The 18,322-nt window shown below is 71.3% G+C and carries 14 protein-coding genes and 2 tRNA genes; 5 read left to right on the top strand and 11 right to left on the bottom strand.

Going from position 1 to position 18,322, the window contains the following annotated elements; genetic code table 11:
• Positions 1-58 precede the first annotated feature (58 nt).
• The 3 genes from ACZ6BG_RS04580 to ACZ6BG_RS04590 all read left to right on the top strand — a co-directional run bounded on the left by ACZ6BG_RS04580 (position 59) and on the right by ACZ6BG_RS04590 (position 2,900).
• Entirely contained in the window at positions 59-1,057 is a 999-nt protein-coding gene (locus tag ACZ6BG_RS04580; protein ID WP_468996799.1) for a hypothetical protein, read from the top strand.
• A 108-nt stretch (positions 1,058-1,165) separates the two neighbouring features.
• Complete coding sequence (locus ACZ6BG_RS04585; RefSeq protein ID WP_468996801.1) at positions 1,166-2,140, top strand: hypothetical protein; 975 nt, start codon at positions 1,166-1,168, stop codon at positions 2,138-2,140.
• Positions 2,141-2,216: 76 nt separating this feature from the next.
• A complete protein-coding gene (locus tag ACZ6BG_RS04590; protein WP_468996804.1) occupies positions 2,217-2,900 on the top strand; it encodes a hypothetical protein in 684 nt (227 codons plus the stop codon).
• A 202-nt stretch (positions 2,901-3,102) separates the two neighbouring features.
• On the opposite strand, the gene clpX is transcribed toward ACZ6BG_RS04590, so the two are convergent.
• The 5 genes from clpX to ACZ6BG_RS04615 form a co-directional block, all read right to left on the bottom strand.
• Positions 3,103-4,389 (bottom strand): ATP-dependent Clp protease ATP-binding subunit ClpX, encoded by a 1,287-nt coding sequence (gene clpX, locus ACZ6BG_RS04595; RefSeq protein WP_164325049.1) that lies wholly within the window; start codon positions 4,387-4,389, stop codon positions 3,103-3,105.
• A gap of 205 nt (positions 4,390-4,594) precedes the next feature.
• A complete protein-coding gene (locus ACZ6BG_RS04600; protein WP_468449725.1) occupies positions 4,595-5,266 on the bottom strand; it encodes an ATP-dependent Clp protease proteolytic subunit in 672 nt (223 codons plus the stop codon).
• A 103-nt stretch (positions 5,267-5,369) separates the two neighbouring features.
• Positions 5,370-5,975, bottom strand: a complete 606-nt coding sequence (locus ACZ6BG_RS04605) for an ATP-dependent Clp protease proteolytic subunit (protein WP_030362534.1) — start codon at positions 5,973-5,975, stop codon at positions 5,370-5,372.
• Between the two features lie 517 nt (positions 5,976-6,492).
• Positions 6,493-7,887, bottom strand: coding sequence for a trigger factor (gene tig / locus ACZ6BG_RS04610; RefSeq protein WP_468996806.1), 1,395 nt, complete (start codon positions 7,885-7,887; stop codon positions 6,493-6,495).
• A 185-nt stretch (positions 7,888-8,072) separates the two neighbouring features.
• Positions 8,073-8,149 (bottom strand) — tRNA-Pro (locus tag ACZ6BG_RS04615).
• A 149-nt stretch (positions 8,150-8,298) separates the two neighbouring features.
• Between ACZ6BG_RS04615 and ACZ6BG_RS04620 the strand changes: the two genes are divergently transcribed.
• Positions 8,299-8,369 (top strand) — tRNA-Gly (locus ACZ6BG_RS04620).
• A gap of 84 nt (positions 8,370-8,453) precedes the next feature.
• On the opposite strand, the gene ACZ6BG_RS04625 is transcribed toward ACZ6BG_RS04620, so the two are convergent.
• Both ACZ6BG_RS04625 and ACZ6BG_RS04630 read right to left on the bottom strand, forming a co-directional pair.
• Entirely contained in the window at positions 8,454-10,595 is a 2,142-nt protein-coding gene (locus ACZ6BG_RS04625; RefSeq protein WP_468996808.1) for a serine/threonine-protein kinase, read from the bottom strand.
• A gap of 31 nt (positions 10,596-10,626) precedes the next feature.
• Positions 10,627-10,821, bottom strand: coding sequence for a hypothetical protein (locus ACZ6BG_RS04630; protein ID WP_030362531.1), 195 nt, complete (start codon positions 10,819-10,821; stop codon positions 10,627-10,629).
• A gap of 766 nt (positions 10,822-11,587) precedes the next feature.
• Here ACZ6BG_RS04630 and ACZ6BG_RS04635 point away from each other — a divergent pair.
• Positions 11,588-12,871, top strand: a complete 1,284-nt coding sequence (locus ACZ6BG_RS04635) for an acyltransferase family protein (RefSeq protein ID WP_468996811.1) — start codon at positions 11,588-11,590, stop codon at positions 12,869-12,871.
• 57 nt (positions 12,872-12,928) lie between these two features.
• Here the strand turns inward: ACZ6BG_RS04635 and ACZ6BG_RS04640 are convergent, their stop codons facing one another.
• From ACZ6BG_RS04640 to ACZ6BG_RS04655, 4 genes are all read right to left on the bottom strand, one after another.
• Positions 12,929-13,372 carry an HD domain-containing protein gene (locus tag ACZ6BG_RS04640; RefSeq protein WP_468996814.1) on the bottom strand — a complete coding sequence of 148 codons (444 nt, stop codon included), beginning with the start codon at positions 13,370-13,372 and terminating at the stop codon, positions 12,929-12,931.
• Positions 13,369-15,825 carry an ABC transporter permease gene (locus ACZ6BG_RS04645; protein WP_468996817.1) on the bottom strand — a complete coding sequence of 819 codons (2,457 nt, stop codon included), beginning with the start codon at positions 15,823-15,825 and terminating at the stop codon, positions 13,369-13,371. The genes ACZ6BG_RS04640 and ACZ6BG_RS04645 overlap by 4 nt, the downstream gene beginning before the upstream one ends.
• Positions 15,822-16,658 (bottom strand): ABC transporter ATP-binding protein, encoded by an 837-nt coding sequence (locus ACZ6BG_RS04650; protein WP_468996819.1) that lies wholly within the window; start codon positions 16,656-16,658, stop codon positions 15,822-15,824. The genes ACZ6BG_RS04645 and ACZ6BG_RS04650 overlap by 4 nt, the downstream gene beginning before the upstream one ends.
• A gap of 425 nt (positions 16,659-17,083) precedes the next feature.
• Positions 17,084-18,268: a PP2C family protein-serine/threonine phosphatase gene (locus ACZ6BG_RS04655; RefSeq protein WP_190113731.1), complete on the bottom strand. Its 1,185-nt coding sequence runs from the start codon at positions 18,266-18,268 to the stop codon at positions 17,084-17,086.
• Positions 18,269-18,322 lie beyond the last annotated feature (54 nt).

An 18,322-nucleotide genomic window follows, 5' to 3' on the forward strand; every position in this document is an offset into this window, starting at 1 on the left:
ACACATAAGCGCGCGGGAAAATGTGGGCGCGCTCAGGCGTTCGAGGGGAACCCCAGTAATGAGCTACAACCAGCCGGGCCCGTACGGCGGGCAGCAGCCGCAGCAGCCCGGGCCGTACGGCGGCCAGCCGCAGCAGCCTGGCCCCTACGGCCAGCCGCCGCAGGCCCCGCAGCCCGGCTACGGCTACCCCCAGCAGGCGCCGCAGCCCGGCTACGGCTACCCCCAGCAGGCGCCGCAGGGCGTCCCGCCCCAGCAGCCGCCCTACGGCCAGCCGCAGCAGCCCGGCCCCTACGGCCAGCAGCCCCAGGCCCCCTACGGCCAGATGCCGCCGCCCCCGCCCGGCGGAGGCGGCGGCAAGAAGACGGGCATGATCATCGGCGCGGTCGCAGTCGTCGCCGCCATCGGCGTCGGCGCCTACTTCGTCCTCGGCGGCAGCGACAGCGGCTCCGGCACGGTCAAGGACGACGGGCCGCACAAGCTGACCACGCCCGCGACGGTCCTCTCGGACTACAACAAGAAGCCGAACAGCGACTCCGGCAGCGACATGTCGTCCGACGAGATCGCCAAGGCCGAGGAGTACGGGGTGAAGAACCCCACCGAGGTCAAGGCCCAGTACATGGCGGGCACCCAGGAGAACCCCCTCGGGCAGAAGATCCTCCAGCTGAACGGCGTCTACGGCGACATCGAGGACCCCGAGGCGGTCGTCGACAAGATGTTCTCCTCGGCCAAGGAGAAGTCCGAGAAGAGCGGCGACAGCGGCACCGGCCGGAAGGTCACGGTCATCGGCGACCCGAAGTCGTACAACCCGTCCGACCTCGACGGCGCGATGATGAAGTGCCAGGAGATGAAGTACGCCATGGGCTCGGGCGCATCGACGGGCAGCAGCGATGCCCCGAAGGAGATGTCGATGGCGACCTGCATCTGGGGCGACAACAGCACGATCGGCGTCGTGGTCACCGCGGACGTGGCGAGCGCCATGGGCGGCAAGGCCGCCGACCTGGACGAGGCCGCGGAGAAGACGGCCAAGTTCCGCAAGGAAGTCCGCGTCAAGCGCTGACGCCGAGGCGCGCACCGCGCACCGGCAAGGGCCCCGGCCGTCGCGGCCGGGGCCCGCTTCCGTCACGATGGTGCGCGCAGCACCGCATCACGAAGGGGGAACCCACGCATGAGCCACAACCAGCCGGGCCCGTACGGCGGACAGCCCGATCCCTACGGCGGCGGCCAGCCGCAGCAGCCAGGCCCCTACGGCCAGCAGCCCGGCCCCCAGGGCCCCGGCTACGGCTATCCGCAGCAGCAGCCCCAGCAGCCCGGCTACGGCTACCCCCAGCAGGCCCCGCAGGGCGTCCCGCCCCAGCAGCCGCCCTACGGCCAGCCGCAGCAGCCCGGCCCCTACGGCCAGCAGCCCCAGGCCCCCTACGGCCAGATGCCGCCGCCCCCGCCCGGCGGAGGCGGCGGCAAGAAGACGGGCATGATCATCGGCGCGGTCGCAGTCGTCGCCGCCATCGGCGTCGGCGCCTACTTCGTCCTCGGCGGCGACGACAGCGGCTCCGCGAAGGTCAAGGACGACGGCCCGCACAAGCTGACGACGCCCGAGACCGTCATCGACGGCGAGTTCAAGAAGAAGGCCGGCTCCGGCGGCGGACTCGGCGGCATCAACACCGACAAGGCCGAGAAGGCCGGGGTCAAGAACGCCAAGGACGTCGGGGCGGACTACCAGTCCGGGGCCGAGGACAACCCGCTTTCACTCAAGTCCCTCAACTTCGGAGGCGTGTACGGCGAGATCGACGACCCCGAGAGCGTCGTGGACAAGATGTTCGCCAACGCCAAGAAGGAGCAGGGCAAGGGCGGCAGCGGCGGGCCGAAGGCGAAGGTGGTCGGTGACCCGAAGTCGTACAACCCGTCCTCGCTCGACGGCGCGGTCATGAAGTGCCAGGAGATGAAGGCCGACACCAGCGGGTCGACCGAGGCCTCGGCACCCAAGGAGGTGTCCGCGGCCGTCTGCATCTGGGGCGACAAGAGCACGATCGGCTTCACCGTGAACATCGACGTGGCCAGCGCCATGGCAGGCAAGTCCGCCGACCTGGAGGACGCCGCGGAGAAGACCGCGAAGCTCCGCAAGGACGCGCGCGTCAAGCTCTGATCCGTCCGTTCGGACACCAGCGAGGGCCCGGTCGCTCCGGCCGGGCCCTTCGCATGCCTCAGGGGGAGGACCGGAAGTGAGCAGCGGGAAGACCGTGGCCGCCGTCGCCGGGATCGGCGTCGTCGCCCTGCTCGGCGTCGGTGCGTGCGTCGGCTTCGGCGGGGACAGCGGCTCGGGTGGGGGCGGGGGTTCGGCGGCCGTCACGGGCGACGGGCCGCACAAGCTGATCGCGCCGAAGGCCGTGCTGGACGGGTACGCGCAGGTCAAGGGCATTACCTCGGCTCCCCTCGAAGACCCCGCGGGCTTCGGGGTGCGGGGTGGGAAGACGGTTCAGGCGGTGTACGGCTCCGGCAGGAGGGCCGAGGCGTTGAGCGCCGGGTTGATCCAGTACACCGGCGTGTACGGGACGATCGACGATCCGGAGAAGACCGTCGACGCGCTGTTCGCGGACCTCGCGGCCAAGGCGAGGAAGCCGGGCAAGGGCGGCGAGAAGAGCACGATGATCGGCGAGCCTCAGGAGTTCGGCGCGGGCGGCGTGGTCGTCAAGTGCCAGGAGACCCGGACCGAGGGCCGCGCCACCGCCGCCCCCGGCGGCCGCACGGTGCTCCGCGCCCCCGTGTGCGCCTGGGCCGACCGCAGCACGGCCGCCCTCGTCATGCCCATGGACGCCCGCGACACCAAGGCGGGCGAGGCCGTGTCCCTCGACGACGCCGCCGCCACGACGAAGAAGCTCCGCGGGGAAGTCCGCGTCGAGCGCTGACGCGCCTGTCGAACTCGTCGGCGAGCCATGGGAGTTCACACCCGACGGCTTCGGCGGCAAGGGCCTTCCGTTGGACGTCACCGCGCGGCTGCTGCGCGACGTACGCGTCGAGAAGTAGTCGAGAAGGAGCAGCGGGCGGTACGACACGAGGGCGCCCGGCGAGGTCAACTCGCCGGGCGCCCTCGGGCGTTGTCCGTATCCGCTACGCGGACTTCTGCTCGCCCGCCCCGGGGCCCCGCACCTCGCGCGGCACCAGCGTCGGGTTCACGTTCGAGTGGACGACGTCCGCCGTGATGACGACACGGGCGACGTCCTTGCGGGACGGCACCTCGTACATCACCGACTGGAGGACCTCCTCCATGATGGCGCGCAGGCCGCGCGCGCCGGTCTGGCGCAGGATCGCCTGGTCCGCGATGGCTTCGAGAGCCTCGCGCTCGAAGTCCAGCTCCACGCCGTCGAGTTCGAAGAGGCGCTGGTACTGCTTCACGAGGGCGTTGCGCGGCTCGACCAGGATCTGGAGGAGCGCTTCACGGTCCAGGTTGTGCACGGACGTGATGACCGGGAGGCGGCCGATGAACTCGGGGATCATCCCGAACTTCACCAGGTCCTCCGGCATGATGTCCTCGAACTGGTCCTTCTCCTCCAGCTCCCGCTTGGAGCGGATGGTCGCGCCGAAGCCGATGCCCTTGGCACCCGCCCGCGACTCGATGATCTTCTCCAGGCCCGCGAAGGCGCCGCCCACGATGAACAGCACGTTCGTCGTGTCGATCTGGATGAACTCCTGGTGCGGGTGCTTGCGGCCGCCCTGCGGCGGGACGGAGGCCGTCGTGCCCTCAAGGATCTTGAGCAGGGCCTGCTGGACGCCTTCACCCGATACGTCGCGCGTGATCGAGGGGTTTTCGCTCTTGCGGGCGACCTTGTCGATCTCGTCGATGTAGATGATGCCCGTCTCGGCCTTCTTGACGTCGTAGTCGGCGGCCTGGATGAGCTTCAGGAGGATGTTCTCGACGTCCTCGCCGACATAGCCCGCCTCCGTGAGCGCCGTCGCGTCCGCGATGGCGAAGGGGACGTTCAGCATGCGGGCGAGCGTCTGCGCGAGCAGCGTCTTGCCGGAGCCGGTGGGGCCGAGCAGCAGGATGTTGGACTTCGCCAGCTCGATGGCGTCCTCGCGGCCCTGCGCGCCGCCGTTCTCCCCGGCCTGGACGCGCTTGTAGTGGTTGTAGACGGCGACGGAGAGCGCCTTCTTGGCGGGCTCCTGACCGACCACGTACCCCTCGAGGAACTCGTAGATCTCGCGGGGCTTGGGCAGTTCCTCCCAGCGGACCTCGCTCGTCTCGGCGAGTTCTTCCTCGATGATCTCGTTACAGAGATCGATGCACTCATCGCAGATGTACACGCCGGGGCCTGCGATGAGCTTTTTGACCTGCTTCTGACTCTTTCCGCAGAACGAGCACTTGAGCAGATCGCCGCCGTCACCGATGCGTGCCACGGTGTGCTTCCCCTTCGCCTGGGAGACGCCGTTGGTGCAGCGGCTCCTGGTGCCTTGTATCCGACGGTACCTTGCCTGGCCCCCCGTTCGGGCCCCCCTTGGCGCGGTTCGCTTCCGCATGGGCCGCGTCGAGGGGTGGGCGGATGGTGCTGCGACGCCCCGGGCGAGGCCGGCAGGCGGCCTCGCCCGGGGCTCGGACGAGACTTTAGAGAACCGAGTCGTTGTTCATCTTCCGGGTGGAGATGATCTGGTCGATCAGGCCGTACGCCAGCGCGTCCTCGGCGGTGAGGATCTTGTCGCGCTCGATGTCGTCGCGGATCTTCTCGATCGGCGTCGTGGAGTGCTTGGCCAGCATCTCCTCGAGCTGCGTACGCATCCGGAGGATCTCGTTGGCCGCGATCTCCAGGTCGGAGAGCTGCTCGCGGCCGGTGCCGCCGGACGGCTGGTGGATGAGGACCCGGGCGTTCGGCAGGGCCATGCGCTTGCCCGGCGTGCCCGCGGCGAGGAGCACGGCGGCCGCGGAGGACGCCTGGCCCATGCAGACCGTCTGGATGTCGGGCTTCACGAACTGCATCGTGTCGTAGATCGCGGTGAGCGCCGTGAAGGAGCCGCCCGGGCTGTTGATGTAGACCGAGATGTCCCGGTCGGGGTCCATCGACTCCAGGCACAGGAGCTGCGCCATGACGTCGTTGGCGGAGGCGTCGTCGATCTGGACGCCGAGGAAGATCACGCGCTCCTCGAAGAGCTTCGCGTACGGGTCGTACTCGCGCACGCCCTGCGAGGTGCGCTCGACGAAGCGCGGGATCACATAGCGGTTGTCCACCTGCGGGCCGGTGTGCAGGCCCGAGGGCTGACCGCTGACGGGAAAGGTGTTCATCTGAGGCGTTCCGTCCTGGTGTGAGCGTGGCTTGGTCGGCTGGGGCCGCTCCCGGTGGCCGCCGCTGCGCGGGGCCGGTGCCGGGGGCCCGGGGGTGCCTTGGTCAGGCCCCCGTGCCGCCGCCGCCCGGAACACCCGAAGCGGCGCTGATGATCTCGTCGATGAGGCCGTACTCCTTGGCCTCCTCGGTGGTGAACCAGCGGTCGCGGTCACCGTCGCGGATGATCGCCTCGACCGTCTGGCCGGAGTGGCGGGCGGTGATCTCGGCCATGCGCTGCTTGGTGCGCAGCAGGTACTCGGCCTGGATCTTGACGTCCGAGGCGGTGCCGCCGATGCCGGCGGAGCCCTGGTGCATCAGGATGTCCGTGTGCGGCAGGGCGAAGCGCTTGCCCGCGGTGCCGCCGGTGAGCAGGAACTGGCCCATGGAGGCGGCCATGCCCATGCCGATGGTCACCACGTCGTTCGGGATGTACTGCATGGTGTCGTAGATCGCCATGCCGGCGGTCACCGAGCCGCCGGGGCTGTTGATGTAGAGGTAGATGTCCTTCGACGGGTCGGCCGCGAGGAGGAGCATCTGCGCCGTGATCTTGTTCGCGATGTCGTCGTCGACCTGCTGGCCGAGGAAGACGATGCGCTCGCCGAGCAGTCGGTTGTACACATGGTCGCCGAGGCCACCACCGATGGACGGCTCACCGGCTGCGTAAGGCATCAGATTCGTCACGTATCCACCTGCTCGTCTCTGACGGCTCCGGCCGTCTCGCATCTTCGTCCCGGGGGCAAGGACTCCACTGCCCCCGTATTCATGGACCCTAACGCGCAGGTGGGACAACGCCATCCCGGTTCCTGAACTGTTCGCTGGCAGCGCAAGGTCTGGCGGGGGCGCCTTGGGCGGGCGCGGTGATCGCCCCTAGTCCGGGGGGCGGAGGGGCCTGGGCGGCCCTGGCCGGGGGCGGCAACCGTCCCCGCCGCTCCGCGGCGGTTCTCCCACCCGCCCGCCCGTTTCCGCCGTCCCCGGGGCACCCTCGGGGCCCCACCATTTCGGGTGACCTCCCGGCCCAGCCCCGCCTCCACCCCAAGCACCCGCAGCCCGCAGTGAGGCAACGCTTCGGAGGGCGGGGGACGCGGCCCGGGTACGCCGAAGGCCCCCGCAGCGCGCGGTGACGCGGTGCGGGGGCCTTCCGGCGTACAGGAAGTACAGCGGAGGAGTCAGGCTCGATCTCCGGGGATCAGGCCTTGGCCTCGTCCTCGGTGGACTCGGCGGCGGCCTCGGCCGGGGCCTCGGCGGACTCGGCGGCGGGGGCCTCCTCGTCCTCGTCGTCGAGGTCGACGACCTCGCCGTTGGTGTCCTTGACCGTCGCGGCCTCGACGACGACGGCAAGCGCCTTGCCGCGGGCGACCTCGCCGACGAGCATCGGCACCTGGCCACCCTCGACGACGGCCTGGGCGAACTGGTCGGGGCTCATGCCGGAGGACTGCGCGCGACGCATGAGGTGCTCGGTGAGCTCCTCCTGGTTCACGTTCAGCTTCTCCTTGTTGACGAGCTCGTCGAGGACGAACTGCGTCTTGATGCCCTTGACCGCCTGCTCACGGGTCTCGGCGTCGAACTCTTCCTCGGTCTTGCCCTGGATCTCCAGGTACTTCGCGAGGTCGAGGCCCATCTGACCGAGCTGGTGGTGCTCCAGGTTGTGCTTGCGGGTGCGGATCTCGTCCTCGAGCAGCTTCTCGGGGACGGGCACCTCGACCAGCTCGAGGAGCTTCTCCAGGACGCGCTCCTGGGCCTGGGTGGCCTGGTCGAACTGACGGGCCGTCTCCAGGCGCTTGCGGCTGTCGGCCTTCAGCTCGTCGAGGGTGTCGAACTCCGACGCCAGCTGCGCGAAGTCGTCGTCCAGCTCCGGCAGTTCACGCTTGGCGACCTGGGTGACCTTGACGGTGACCTCGGACTCCTTGCCGGCCGCGGAGCCGCCCTTGAGCTCGGAGGTGAAGGTGGCCTCAGCCCCGGCCTCCAGGCCCTTCACGGCGTCGTCGATGCCCTCGAGGAGCTCGCCGGAGCCGATCGTGTAGGAGACGCCGGACGCGACGCCGTCCTCCAGGACCTCGCCCTCGACCTTGGCCTCCAGGTCGATCGTCACGACGTCGCCGTCCTCGGCGGCACGCTCGACCGGGGACGTGGAGGCGAAGCGCTCGCGCAGCTCCTCGACGGCCTTGTCGACGTCCTCGTCGGCGATCTCGACGGCGTCGACCTCGACCTCGATGCCGGAGTAGTCCGGGATCTCGATGGTCGGACGGACGTCGACCTCAGCGGTGAAGTTGAGGGTCTCGTTGTCCTTCAGCTCGGTGATGTCCACCTCGGGCTGGCCCAGGACGTTGAGCTCGGCCTCGTTGACCGCCTCGGTGTAGAACTTCGGGAGGGCGTCGTTGACGGCCTCCTCCAGCACCGCACCGCGGCCGAACCGCTGGTCGATGACGCGGGCCGGGATCTTGCCCTTGCGGAAGCCCTTCACCGTGACCTGCTGGTTGATCTTCTTGTACGCCGCGTCGAGGCTGTCCTTGAGCTCCTCGAAGGGCACCTCGACAGTGAGCCGAACCCGGGTCGGGTTCAGGGTCTCCACGGCGCTCTTCACGGTTCGGTCTCCTTGTGGGCTGACTTCTTGGATTCTGCCCGGTTGAGAGACACACGGGCACGCAGCTTGCATAGTAACGGCACGCGGGAGCCGACCCACAATGCGATCTTGGACAACGGACCACCGGGGCCGTGCGGAGTTCGGCCCCCGCCGGGAAACAGGCCACCGGATGCGGGGGAACCAGTTGGTCGGGGTGGCGGGATTTGAACCCACGGCCTTCCGCTCCCAAAGCGGACGCGCTACCAAGCTGCGCCACACCCCGTCGGTGCGACACGTAGGGTACATGCCCGCAGGCAGTGCGGCGCCCGCTTGAACGGGAGTGAATGGGGGTGTGCGGCGCACCGCCCGGACCCGCTACGATGCTGTCCGTGCCGCGCACGCTGACCTGCGAGAGGTCGCTGCGCGAGCTGTGCGGGCGTAGCTCAATGGTAGAGCCCTAGTCTTCCAAACTAGCTACGCGGGTTCGATTCCCGTCGCCCGCTCTGTGGCCTCCGGCCCGGTGTGCAGGTTCTCGCCTGCGCGCCGGGCCGGGGGCCTTTTCGTGCCGTGCGCCACGAGGGCGCGGGTCACGGGTCGCGTACGTCGACGGTGTACACGGAGCGGACGCCGTAGGGGACGTACAGGGCATCGCCCACGAGGGTCAGGGGAGCCCCGCCCCCTTTGGGGTCGTGGTCGAACTCTCCCGGGGGCAGGCGGCGGCCGGAGCGGGCCCAGATCTCCTCGCCGCTGGAGCGGTCCAGGGCCGCGAGCCGGCCGGTCGGGGAGGCGATGTAGAGACGGGAGCCAGCGGCCAGGGGCGGGCCGGGGAAATCCACGGAGGAGGTGCGGCTCCACAGCCTGCGACCCGTGCCCGGGTCGAAGGCGCTGACGCTGCCGTTGTCGGAGACGAAGTAGAGCGTGCCGCTCACGAGGTGGAGGCGCGTGTCCGCACCCTGGGGGCGGGACAGGCGGACGGTGTGGGCACGGCGGGAGGACGGCTCGACAACGACGACGGAGTGGTGCTGCCGCTTCTTCCCCTGAGGCTCGCGGACGAACACGAGGTCGTTGCCCGCCCGGCCGACGAAGTACAGCTCCCCGCGGGCCTCGGCGGTCCACAGCGGCTTGCCGTCACGCGGATCGACGGGCGAGACGCGGGTCGTGACGGCGGCGCCATCCGGTCCTGCGGGGACGCAGACCAAGTAGCCCTGGCCTCCGGCCGCCCGCACGCTGCAGCCCTGTTCCGCGGGCAGCTCGCGCCGCCAGACAGGCTTGTCACGGCCGGGGACGATGAGGGCGTAGGCGCTGTTCTCGACGCCGTGGAGGGCGAGGATGCCGTGCTTCGTGGCCGCCGCGCCCCCGATGTCGGGAGCAGGGTCAGGGGCCAGGGCGCTCTCGCCGTGCGTGGTGGTGTGCTTCCACCGCAGTTCGCCGGTACGGACGTCGCGCGCCTGGATCTCGTACCGGGCGACGACGGTGTCCGAGGGCTTCTTGGTTTCGTAGCTCCGGTAGACGTACACCTGTCGGCGGTCGGCCGACATGCCGATGATGTTGCCGAGGCCGCTCCACATTCCTTCCGGGTCCGTGCCGTTGACGGGTTGCTTCCACCCCACCTTGCCCGTGGCCAGCGAGAAGCGCGCGGCCTGAACGTCGTCCCCCGCGCACACCAGCCCTCCGCCCGCGGCGACACAGCGCGTGAAGGACGCGGAGGCCATGCTCTCCGGCGCCAGCTCGACCCTGGCCTGCCAGGACTGCCACCCGGCCGGAAGGTCGCTGGACGGCGTACCGCCGTCGAGCAGGCGGACGCCCGTCCAGGCCCCGAGCACCGCGAGCAACAGACCGCCCACCGACGCCGCGAGCAGGAGCCTTCGGCGCCTGCGGGGGCGGGCCGCGTCCGGTGTCTGCGGCGGTCGGGGCGGAACCGGCTCGCCCCGCAGCAGCGCCAACAGCTCGTCCGGCGTGGGGCGTTCCTTCGGGTGCTTGGCCAGGCACTGGGTGACGAAGGGGCGCAACTCGGCGGGGACGCGGTCGAGTTCGGGGGCGGACTCGACGACGCCGGTCGCGGTCTCGTACGGGGACGCGGAGTCGAACGGCCCCCGGCCCGTGGCCGCGTAGGTGAGGACCGAGCCGAGGGAGAAGATGTCCGAGGCGGGGCCCACGTCGCGGGGGGACGTGAGTTGTTCCGGGGACATGTAGGGCGGGGTGCCCATGACGCGGCCGGTCTGGGTGAGGGCGTCGGCCGCCAGGGCCTCGGCGGCGCGGGAGACGCCGAAGTCGATGACCCGGGGGCCGTCCTCGGCCAGCATGACGTTGGCCGGTTTGAGGTCGCGGTGGACGACGCCTACGCGGTGGATGTCGCGCAGGGCCTCGGTGAGTCCGGCGGCGAGTTCCAGGAGGCGGTCCGGGGGCAGCGGGCCCTCGCGGCGGACGTGGGTGCCGAGGTCCTCACCGGGTATGTAGAGCGTGGCCATCCAGGGGCGCGCGGCGTCGGCGCCGGCGTCCACGACGGGTGCGGTGAAGGCACCGCTGACCTGGCGGGCGGCCGCCACCTCGCGGCGGAAGCGGGCGCGGAACTCCGGGTCGTCGGCGTACTGCCCGTGGACGACCTTGACCGCGAGGCGGCGCCCGGAGGCGGAGCGGGCGAGGTAGACGACGCCCATTCCGCCCGAGCCGAGCCGGTCCTCGACCGGATAGCCGCCGATCCGTGGTGGATCGGTTTCCCGTATCGCCATCCGATCAGGACCCCCCGTCCGCCGCGCACCGTCAGAACTGTATGTCCCCGATGGTCTCGGCCAGCGAGTCGAGGAGTTCCTGGATGTCGTCGGCCATTCCCGTCGAGGCGAGCACGAAGCCGAAGAGTGCCGCGACGATGGCGGGCCAAACCTTGATGTTTCCCTGACGCACCATCATGACAAGGACGATCGCCAACAGCAGCACCACTGACAGCGAAATGGCCACACAGATCACACCCTAGGTCGGTCGCTCTCCCGCCCGGGGGGTACGACCCGCACTCCCCCGCCAGAACCATCGTGCCACCAACAGGACCCCGCTATGCGGCCGGTGACACATCGTCGGCCAAGCCTTGACCAGTGGCGCGGGTGTTCCGCGAGTGCCGGGAGGGCCCCGGGCGCGCGCGGCGCGCGCCAACCCGGGCCATGCGTACGGGAATTCGACGCGTCCACCGGACGGCGAATTTCGACTTGATCGTTTCCATGGCCAGTCACCGCGGGGACGTCGGCGCGGCATCTTCCGGCGCCGCGCGCCCGGCCGCGTACGCACAAGCAGGTCACAGGAATTCGAATTGTTGCCGAGAGCACATCGGGCGAGGCCTCATAACCCGCCACGCACCGATCAACCGGACATTTCACCAGAGTCGCCCGCGGGCGTTATGCACGATTTAAGCGGTGTGAATGCTGACCTATCGGACAGTTAGCCATCGTGCAACGCGGGTATCCGCGCCACCAATATGGAAAGTCCGATGGAGCCCGGATGGCGTTCCGATGGATGTGATGAACGGTGTTGATGAACAACCGGCGGGCGTGGCGCCGGAAACGAGACAGAAGACGCGACGGGAACACGGAGCGATGAACGGGATGAATGAGTTGAGGGTTTTACGGGAACACCGGGGCGACGCTAGGGTGCCTCAGATGTTCCACGCTGCCATGACCCCCGCAGGCGCAGTGCGGTCCCGGATCGTCTCACCGAGCTCCTGGTGGGAGGGCCTGTGACGAACTCCGCTCAGCCGCACGGGCGGCACCGGGCGCCGCTGCCTCCCCTGCAGTCCGCTGGGCAGGAGCCGGTCCCCGGAATGCCGGGCCCCCGCGTCCCCCAGTCCGCCGCGGCCACGGCCACCCCCCGCCAGGCCGGCCGCCACTCCGCCCCACCCGTTCCCCCCGCGTACCGAACCCCCCACTCCCCCACTCGCGCGGTTCCCGCCACCGCCCGCCCCGCCGACACGGCCGGGAAGCCCGCCAAGCAGCGCGACGCGTTCTTCGACAACGCCAAGTACCTGGCGATCGTGCTGGTCGCGATGGCCCACGCGTGGGAGCCGCTGACAGATCACAGCCGCACCGCCGAAGCGCTGTACATGACCGTCTACACCTTCCACATGCCGGCGTTCATCCTGATCTCCGGCTACTTCTCACGCAGCTTCGACATGCGCCCCGACCGGCTCAAGCGGCTCGTGACCGGCGTCGCCGTGCCGTACGTGATCTTCGAAGTGGCGTACACCTTCTTCAAGCGGTGGGCCGACGACGATCCGACGCAGCCGATCAGCCTGCTCGACCCCTGGTACCTGACCTGGTTCCTGATCGCCCTGTTCGTGTGGCGGCTGACCACCCCGCTGTGGAAGATCGTGCGCTGGCCGGTGCCGCTGGCCCTGGCCATCGCCGTGCTCGCCGTGGTCTCGCCCGACATCGGCGACGACCTGGACCTCCAGCGGGTCCTGCAGTTCATGCCGTTCTTCGTGCTCGGCCTGTTCATCAAGCCCGAGCACTTCCAACTGGTGCGCCGCCGCGAGGTGCGCGTCCTGTCGGTGCCGGTGTTCGCGTGCGCGGTGGCGCTCGCCTACTGGGCCGCCCCGAAGATGACGTCCGTGTGGTTCTACCGGCGCGACAGCGCCCAGGAGCTCGGCGTCCCGTGGTGGGTCGGCGTGGTCATGACGCTGGCCCTGTTCGGCTGCTCGGTGCTGCTCACGGCGTGCTTCTTCGCCTGGGTGCCGCGCCGCAAGATGTGGTTCACGGTGCTCGGCGCCGGGACGCTGTACGGCTATCTGCTGCACGGCTTCCTCGCCAAGGGATCCCGCTTCTGGGGCTGGTTCGACGCCAACCCGTGGCTGCACGAGCCCGCCGGCGAGGTGGTCGTGACGGTGATCGCGGGCGCCGTGGTGACGCTCCTGTGCACGCCACCGGTCCAGCGGATGTTCCGCTTCGCGATGGAGCCCAGGATGGAGTGGGCCTTCCGCCGCGACGCCGCCGCGCTGGCCCGCGAGCGGGGTTCCGCACGCTGACGCCCACGGGCCCGGCGGTGAGGTCCTCACCGCCGGGCCCGTGGGCTCCCTCGCTCCTCAGCGCCCCGACAGCAGCGCCCGCATGTGCGCGTACTTCGCCGTCAGGCGGTCCCGGGTCGTCTCGTCCAGTACGGCGAGACGGCCCGGATCCGCGTTGTGGGCCAGGTCGGCCTCCTTGACCAGGACGGCGCCGGGAGTCGCGCGGATCCGGGCGGCGTACGCCTCCGGGGCCTCGCCGGGCCGCTTGGTGAGGGCCAGCACGATGGCCTTCGTGGCCGGGGCGAGGGCCGCCGCGTCCAGCCAGTCCGGCGTCAGCGCGTCGTCCTCGATCGCGTCGTGCAGCCACGCCGCCGCGATCTGCTCCCGCGAGCCGCCCCGCGCCCGCGTCCCGGCGGCGACCGCCGCCAGGTGTTCGGCGTAGGGCCGCCCCGCCTTGTCCGTCTGCCCGGCGTGCGCCCGCCGGGCCACCGCCTCCACCTCGGCCAGGGTCATCAGCGTCATGTCGAGGACCCTAGCGCCGCCCGCGCGGGCACCGCCGTGGCCACCAGGCCGAGCACCACGGCCGACCCGGCGAAGGCCGCGTAGAGGAGCGGCGGGATGTAGGGGCCCTCACCGGTGAGGCCCTTCATCATCGGGACCAGCGTGGCCAGCGCGATGGCGGTGCCGATGACGACGCCCGCGCAGGTCACGAGCAGCGCCTCCCAGCGCACCATCCGCAGGACCTGGCGCCGGGTGGAGCCGATGAGCCGCAGCGTGCCCAGCTCGCGCCGCCGGTCGAGGACCGTCATGACCAGGGTGTTGGCGGCGGCGACGGCCGCGAAGCCGCCGAGGACGGCCGCCATGGTGGTGTTGGCCCAGGCCTGCACCGCGCGGTCCTTGGACTGGGCGGTGGTGTAGTCGTCGCGGTCGAGGACCGTGCCCTGGGACGTCAGGTGCTTCAGCGCCGCGGCGGAGGAGCCCTTCGTCCAGATCTCCGTGTCGAACGCCGACGTGACGTGACGCTTCATCTCGGCGCCGCCCAGGGTCACTTGGGACAGACCGAGCCCGCGCTCGTACGTCGCGACGACCTCGGGCCGGCTCTTCGTGCCGTCGGGCAGCCGCAGTTCGACGCGGTCGCCGACGTTCAGGTCGGCGTTGTGGGCGAGGTTCGCGTCCAGGGCGACCTTCCCCTTGCCGAGGTCGATCCGGCCGGACTCGACGTTGAGGTCCTGCACCTTGGCGAGGTTCGCGGCCGTGCCGGTGACGGCCTGTGTGCTGGCCGACTGCAGATAGCGGTCGCCGCCCGAGCCCATGGGCAGCAGCACGGAGGTCTTCAGGAGGCCGACGGCGGAGCCGCCGCCGGGTCCGGTGGCCTCGCGTACCGTCGCCGCGTCGAAGCCCGTCCTCGACGCCACGATGTGGTCCGCCGTGATGCCGTCGCGCTGCTGGTTCTCCGCCACCTTCTCCTCGGAGGTGTGCATGAAGACGAGCGTGGAGGCGAACGCCATCGCGAGCACGATGGGCGTGATCGCGGACGCCATCCTGCGGGCGTTGCTGCGGGAGTTGGCCGCGGCGAGCGCGGCGGAGGCGCTCGCGCCGCGCAGCGGCAGGCCGAACAGGCCCGCGCAGGCCCGCGCCACCAGCGGCCCGAGCAGCGCCACCGCGAGCATGAAGAGCATGACGACGCCGAGCGCCGCGTTCGCCGCGTCGTCGCCGCTGGTGTTGGCGGCGACGCCCGCGAGGACCACGCCGCCGACGGCCGCCGCGGCCCCGAGGGGCGTACGGATCCAGCCGGGCCGCAGCCGCTCCACGGAGGCCTCGCTCAGGGCCTGGCCCGGCTTGATGCGGGCCGGGCGGCGCGCGGCCATCATTCCGGCGAACAGGGCGGTGATGATGGCGGTGCCGACGGCGGCGACCATCGGGATGTACGACACGGACAGGTCGACGGCCTCGGGGACCGCGTCCTTGTCCTTGAGCTGCCCGAACCACCAGCTCGCCAGGGCGATGCCCGGCAGGCAGCCGAGGGCGCCCGCGAGCGGGGCCACCAGGAGCGTCTCCGTGGCGACGGTGCGGCGGATCTGGCGCGGGGTCGTCCCGATGGCGCGCAGCAGCGCGAACTCGCGGGCCCGCTGGCCCACGGAGAGGGCGACGGTGCCGGCCGCGGTGAACACGGCGACCATCGCGGCGATGCCGCCGAAGGAGCCGCCGAGGCCGGTGAGGAGTTCCTCGGCCTCGGTGAGGCCCGGGTCCTCGGCGCCGCCGCGGCCGTCACCGGTGTGCACCTCGGCCTTGTCGCCGAGGGCCTTGGCGACCTGGGACTTCAGCGTGGCGTCCGTGACGCCGTCCTTGGGCAGCACGGCGATGGCGTCGACGCGGCCGGGGTGCCCGGAGACCTGGATCGCCTCGGAGTCCGTGAACCACGCCGTCGGGGCCTCGCCGCCGCCGACGCCGGAGACCCGGAAGTCCCGCGGGCCGTCCGCCGTGGTGAGCGTGACGCGGTCGCCGACGCGGGCCCCGGTGCCCGCGAGCACCACGTCCCCGGCGCCGGGCGCGCGGCCCGCGGTCAGCTTCTCGCCGGTGAAGGCGGTGGCGCCCCAGCCGTGCGCGGTCAGTTCCTTGTTCCCCTGCTTGACGGGGAAGGTGACGTCGGCGACGGCGGTACGCGCGCCGGGCGCCGAAGCCGCCTTCGCCACCAGGGAGTCGGCGAGGCGGGCGCGGTCGGTGACCGGGGCGCCGTTGTCGCTGCGGCTGTCGCCGCTGCCGGTCTCGAAGTGGGACTTCTGGTCGGCGGCGGCCACCACGGGCGCGTCCTTGTAGCGCACCGGTGGTACGGAGGCGCGCAGGCCGGTCTCCAGGAGGATGCCGCACGCGGACACGATGAAGGCGGCCATCGCGAGGGCGACGAACGTCCCCACGAACGCGGCGGGCTTGAAACGGACGGCCGCGCGGGCGAGCCCGTTGGGTACGAAGCTCACGCCGCCACTCCCGCGTACGCGGGGGCCGCGGCCCTCGTCAGCGTCGTCATCCGGTCCGCGATCCGCGCCGCCGACGCGCTCTCCAGATGGTCGACGATGGCGCCGTCCGCGAGGAACAGGGTGCGGTCGGCGTGCGCCGCCGCGGCCGGGTCGTGCGTGACCATGACCACCGTGGCACCCATGCCGTCCACGGCCGAGCGCAGCAGGTTCAGGATCTCGCCCGCCGTGGTCGTGTCCAGGGCGCCGGTCGGCTCGTCCGCGAAGATCACGTCCGGTGCGGTCACCAGGGCGCGGGCGATGGCCACGCGCTGCTGCTGGCCGCCGGAGAGCTGGCCCGGGCGGCGCCCGGCCTTGTCGCCCAGGCCCACCCGGGACAGCATCTCGGCCGCCCTGCGGCGGTCCGGGCGGTGGCCGGCGAGGCGCATCGGGAGCAGGACGTTCTGCTCGACCGTGAGCGACGGGAGCAGGTTGAACGCCTGGAACACGAAGCCCAGGCGGGTGCGGCGCAGGGCCGTCAGCTTGTTCTCGCTCATCCCCGTGATCTCCGTGCCGCCGAGGCGGACGCTGCCGTCCGTCGGGCGGTCGAGGCCCGCCGCGCACTGCAGGAACGTGGACTTGCCCGAGCCCGACGGGCCCATCACCGCGGTGAAACTGCCCCGCGGCAGGGCCAGGTCTATGCCGCGCAGGGCGTGCACGGCGGCGGAGCCTCGGCCGTACTGGCGGCGCACCGCGCGCAGCTCCACGGCCCAGTCGGACGCCGTGCGGTCCGTGGCCGCGGGCTGGTCCTTGGTGGACTCGTGTCGCTGCCGCTGCTTCTTCTTGCGCAGCCCCATGGCGTGTGGCCTTTCCGTCGTTCCTGCGTGGTCGATGCATTGAACGTACGGAGTGCGGGGTGTCCGCGACCATGAGGCGGCCCGCCGAATATGGGTGGGGTTTCCCCCACCCCGCCCCTTCACGAAACCGGGGCTCCGCCCCTGGACCCCGGGGGCAGACGTCCCCTCCGGGTGGGACGGTCCTCCCTCGAATCGGCGCTCCGCGCCTCGTCCTCAAACTCCCCCAAGCTCTTGAGGAGCGGGGGGTACCCCCATGACGGGCTGAAATGTCCAGGGGGTGCCGGGCTTTCGGGTGGCCCCGGGGAAGGTTGGGCGGGTGGGTGGGAGAGAGCCCGTCCGGCGACTGAGGACGAGGCGCGCAGCGCCGATAACGGGGGCGCCCCAGGCCCACCCGCACGGGGACCCTCCCAAGGCCCCCGGCCAGGTCACGCGTCGCGGCAGATCAACAGCAGCGCCCGATCGTCGTTGACGTCCTTGGCGACCGCCTCGATGAGGTGCCACGCGGCACCGTGGAAGCCGCCGGGGACGTAGCGGTCGGCCTCGCCGGTGAGCCGGTCGATGCCTTCGGCGATGTCGCGGTCGGCGGCCTCGACGATGCCGTCGGTGAAGAGCATGAGGACGTCGCCGGGCCGCAGTGACCCCTTGACGGGGTCGAACTGGGCGCCGTCGTAGACGCCGAGGAGGGGCCCCTCGCCGGACTTCTCCTCCCAGCGCCCGGTCCCGGCGCTGAGCTGGAGGGCGGGCAGATGCCCGGCGGAGAGCAGTTCGTAGTCGCCGGTCTCCAGGTCGAGGACGAGGTGGATGGAGGTGGCGAAGCCCTCGTCCCAGTCCTGCCGCAGCAGGTACCCGTTGGCGGCGGGCAGGAAGGCGTGCGGCGGCAGGGAGCCGAGGAGGCCCCCGAAGGCGCCGGAGAGGAGCAGCGCCCGCGACCCGGCGTCCATGCCCTTGCCGGAGACGTCGGTGAGGACGACTTCGAGGGTGCGCCCGCCGTTGGTGCGGGCGGCGACGACGAAGTCGCCGGAGAAGGACTGGCCCCCGGCGGGCCGCAGGGCCATCTCGCGGTGCCAGCCGCGCGGCAGCTTGGGGAGCTTGCTCTGCACCCGGATCCGCTCGCGCAGGTCGAAGAGCATGGTTCCGCCGCCCCGCCAGGGCACCCCGACGCGGCTGCGGAACTGGGCGATGAGGAGCCCGAAGAAGCCGCAGGCGGCGACGGCGAGGACGGTGCCGGGGGTGACCCGGGCGGGCCCTTCCGTGTAGGGGCCGAGCTGCACGGACTCCACGATGAGGGCGGCCGCGGAGGCGGCGTACAGACCGAGGAGGCTGGAGGGCCGCAGGAGCAGCCCGCCCGCGACGATGGGCAGCACGAGCGCGGCGGGCGAGAACCACACCGGGTTGACGATCGTGCACGCGGTGATGACAGGGACGGTCAAGAGGAGTGCGGCGAGCGCCACCCAGTCGGAGCCGTCGCCCCGGAAGTAGTCGACACCGGATTTGCGCAGCCCTATGCGCGCCCGGTGCAGCCGCTTCTTCATGCGGGCCGGGAACGTCTCGGCTTCGGCACGCCGCGCACGCTGCTCGCGCCGCTCGCGCCCTTCTCGTCTTACCGCCATTGCTCGTGGACCCTATCCACCGGGCCAGGCACTTCGCACGGGAGGTACCTCTTG

It is taken from the genome of Streptomyces sp. NPDC041205 (assembly GCF_055591765.1).

Excerpts from the sequence above, each read along its gene's own strand:
- ACZ6BG_RS04580 (WP_468996799.1), top strand. The coding sequence starts at position 59 with ATGAGCTACAACCAGCCGGGCCCGTACGGCGGGCAGCAGCCGCAGCAG.
- ACZ6BG_RS04585 (WP_468996801.1), top strand. The coding sequence starts at position 1,166 with ATGAGCCACAACCAGCCGGGCCCGTACGGCGGACAGCCCGATCCCTAC.
- ACZ6BG_RS04600 (WP_468449725.1), bottom strand. The coding sequence starts at position 5,266 with ATGAACACCTTTCCCGTCAGCGGTCAGCCCTCGGGCCTGCACACCGGC.
- ACZ6BG_RS04605 (WP_030362534.1), bottom strand. The coding sequence starts at position 5,975 with ATGCCTTACGCAGCCGGTGAGCCGTCCATCGGTGGTGGCCTCGGCGAC.
- ACZ6BG_RS04625 (WP_468996808.1), bottom strand. The coding sequence starts at position 10,595 with ATGGCGATACGGGAAACCGATCCACCACGGATCGGCGGCTATCCGGTC.
- ACZ6BG_RS04640 (WP_468996814.1), bottom strand. The coding sequence starts at position 13,372 with ATGACGCTGATGACCCTGGCCGAGGTGGAGGCGGTGGCCCGGCGGGCG.
- ACZ6BG_RS04650 (WP_468996819.1), bottom strand. The coding sequence starts at position 16,658 with ATGGGGCTGCGCAAGAAGAAGCAGCGGCAGCGACACGAGTCCACCAAG.
- ACZ6BG_RS04655 (WP_190113731.1), bottom strand. The coding sequence starts at position 18,268 with ATGGCGGTAAGACGAGAAGGGCGCGAGCGGCGCGAGCAGCGTGCGCGG.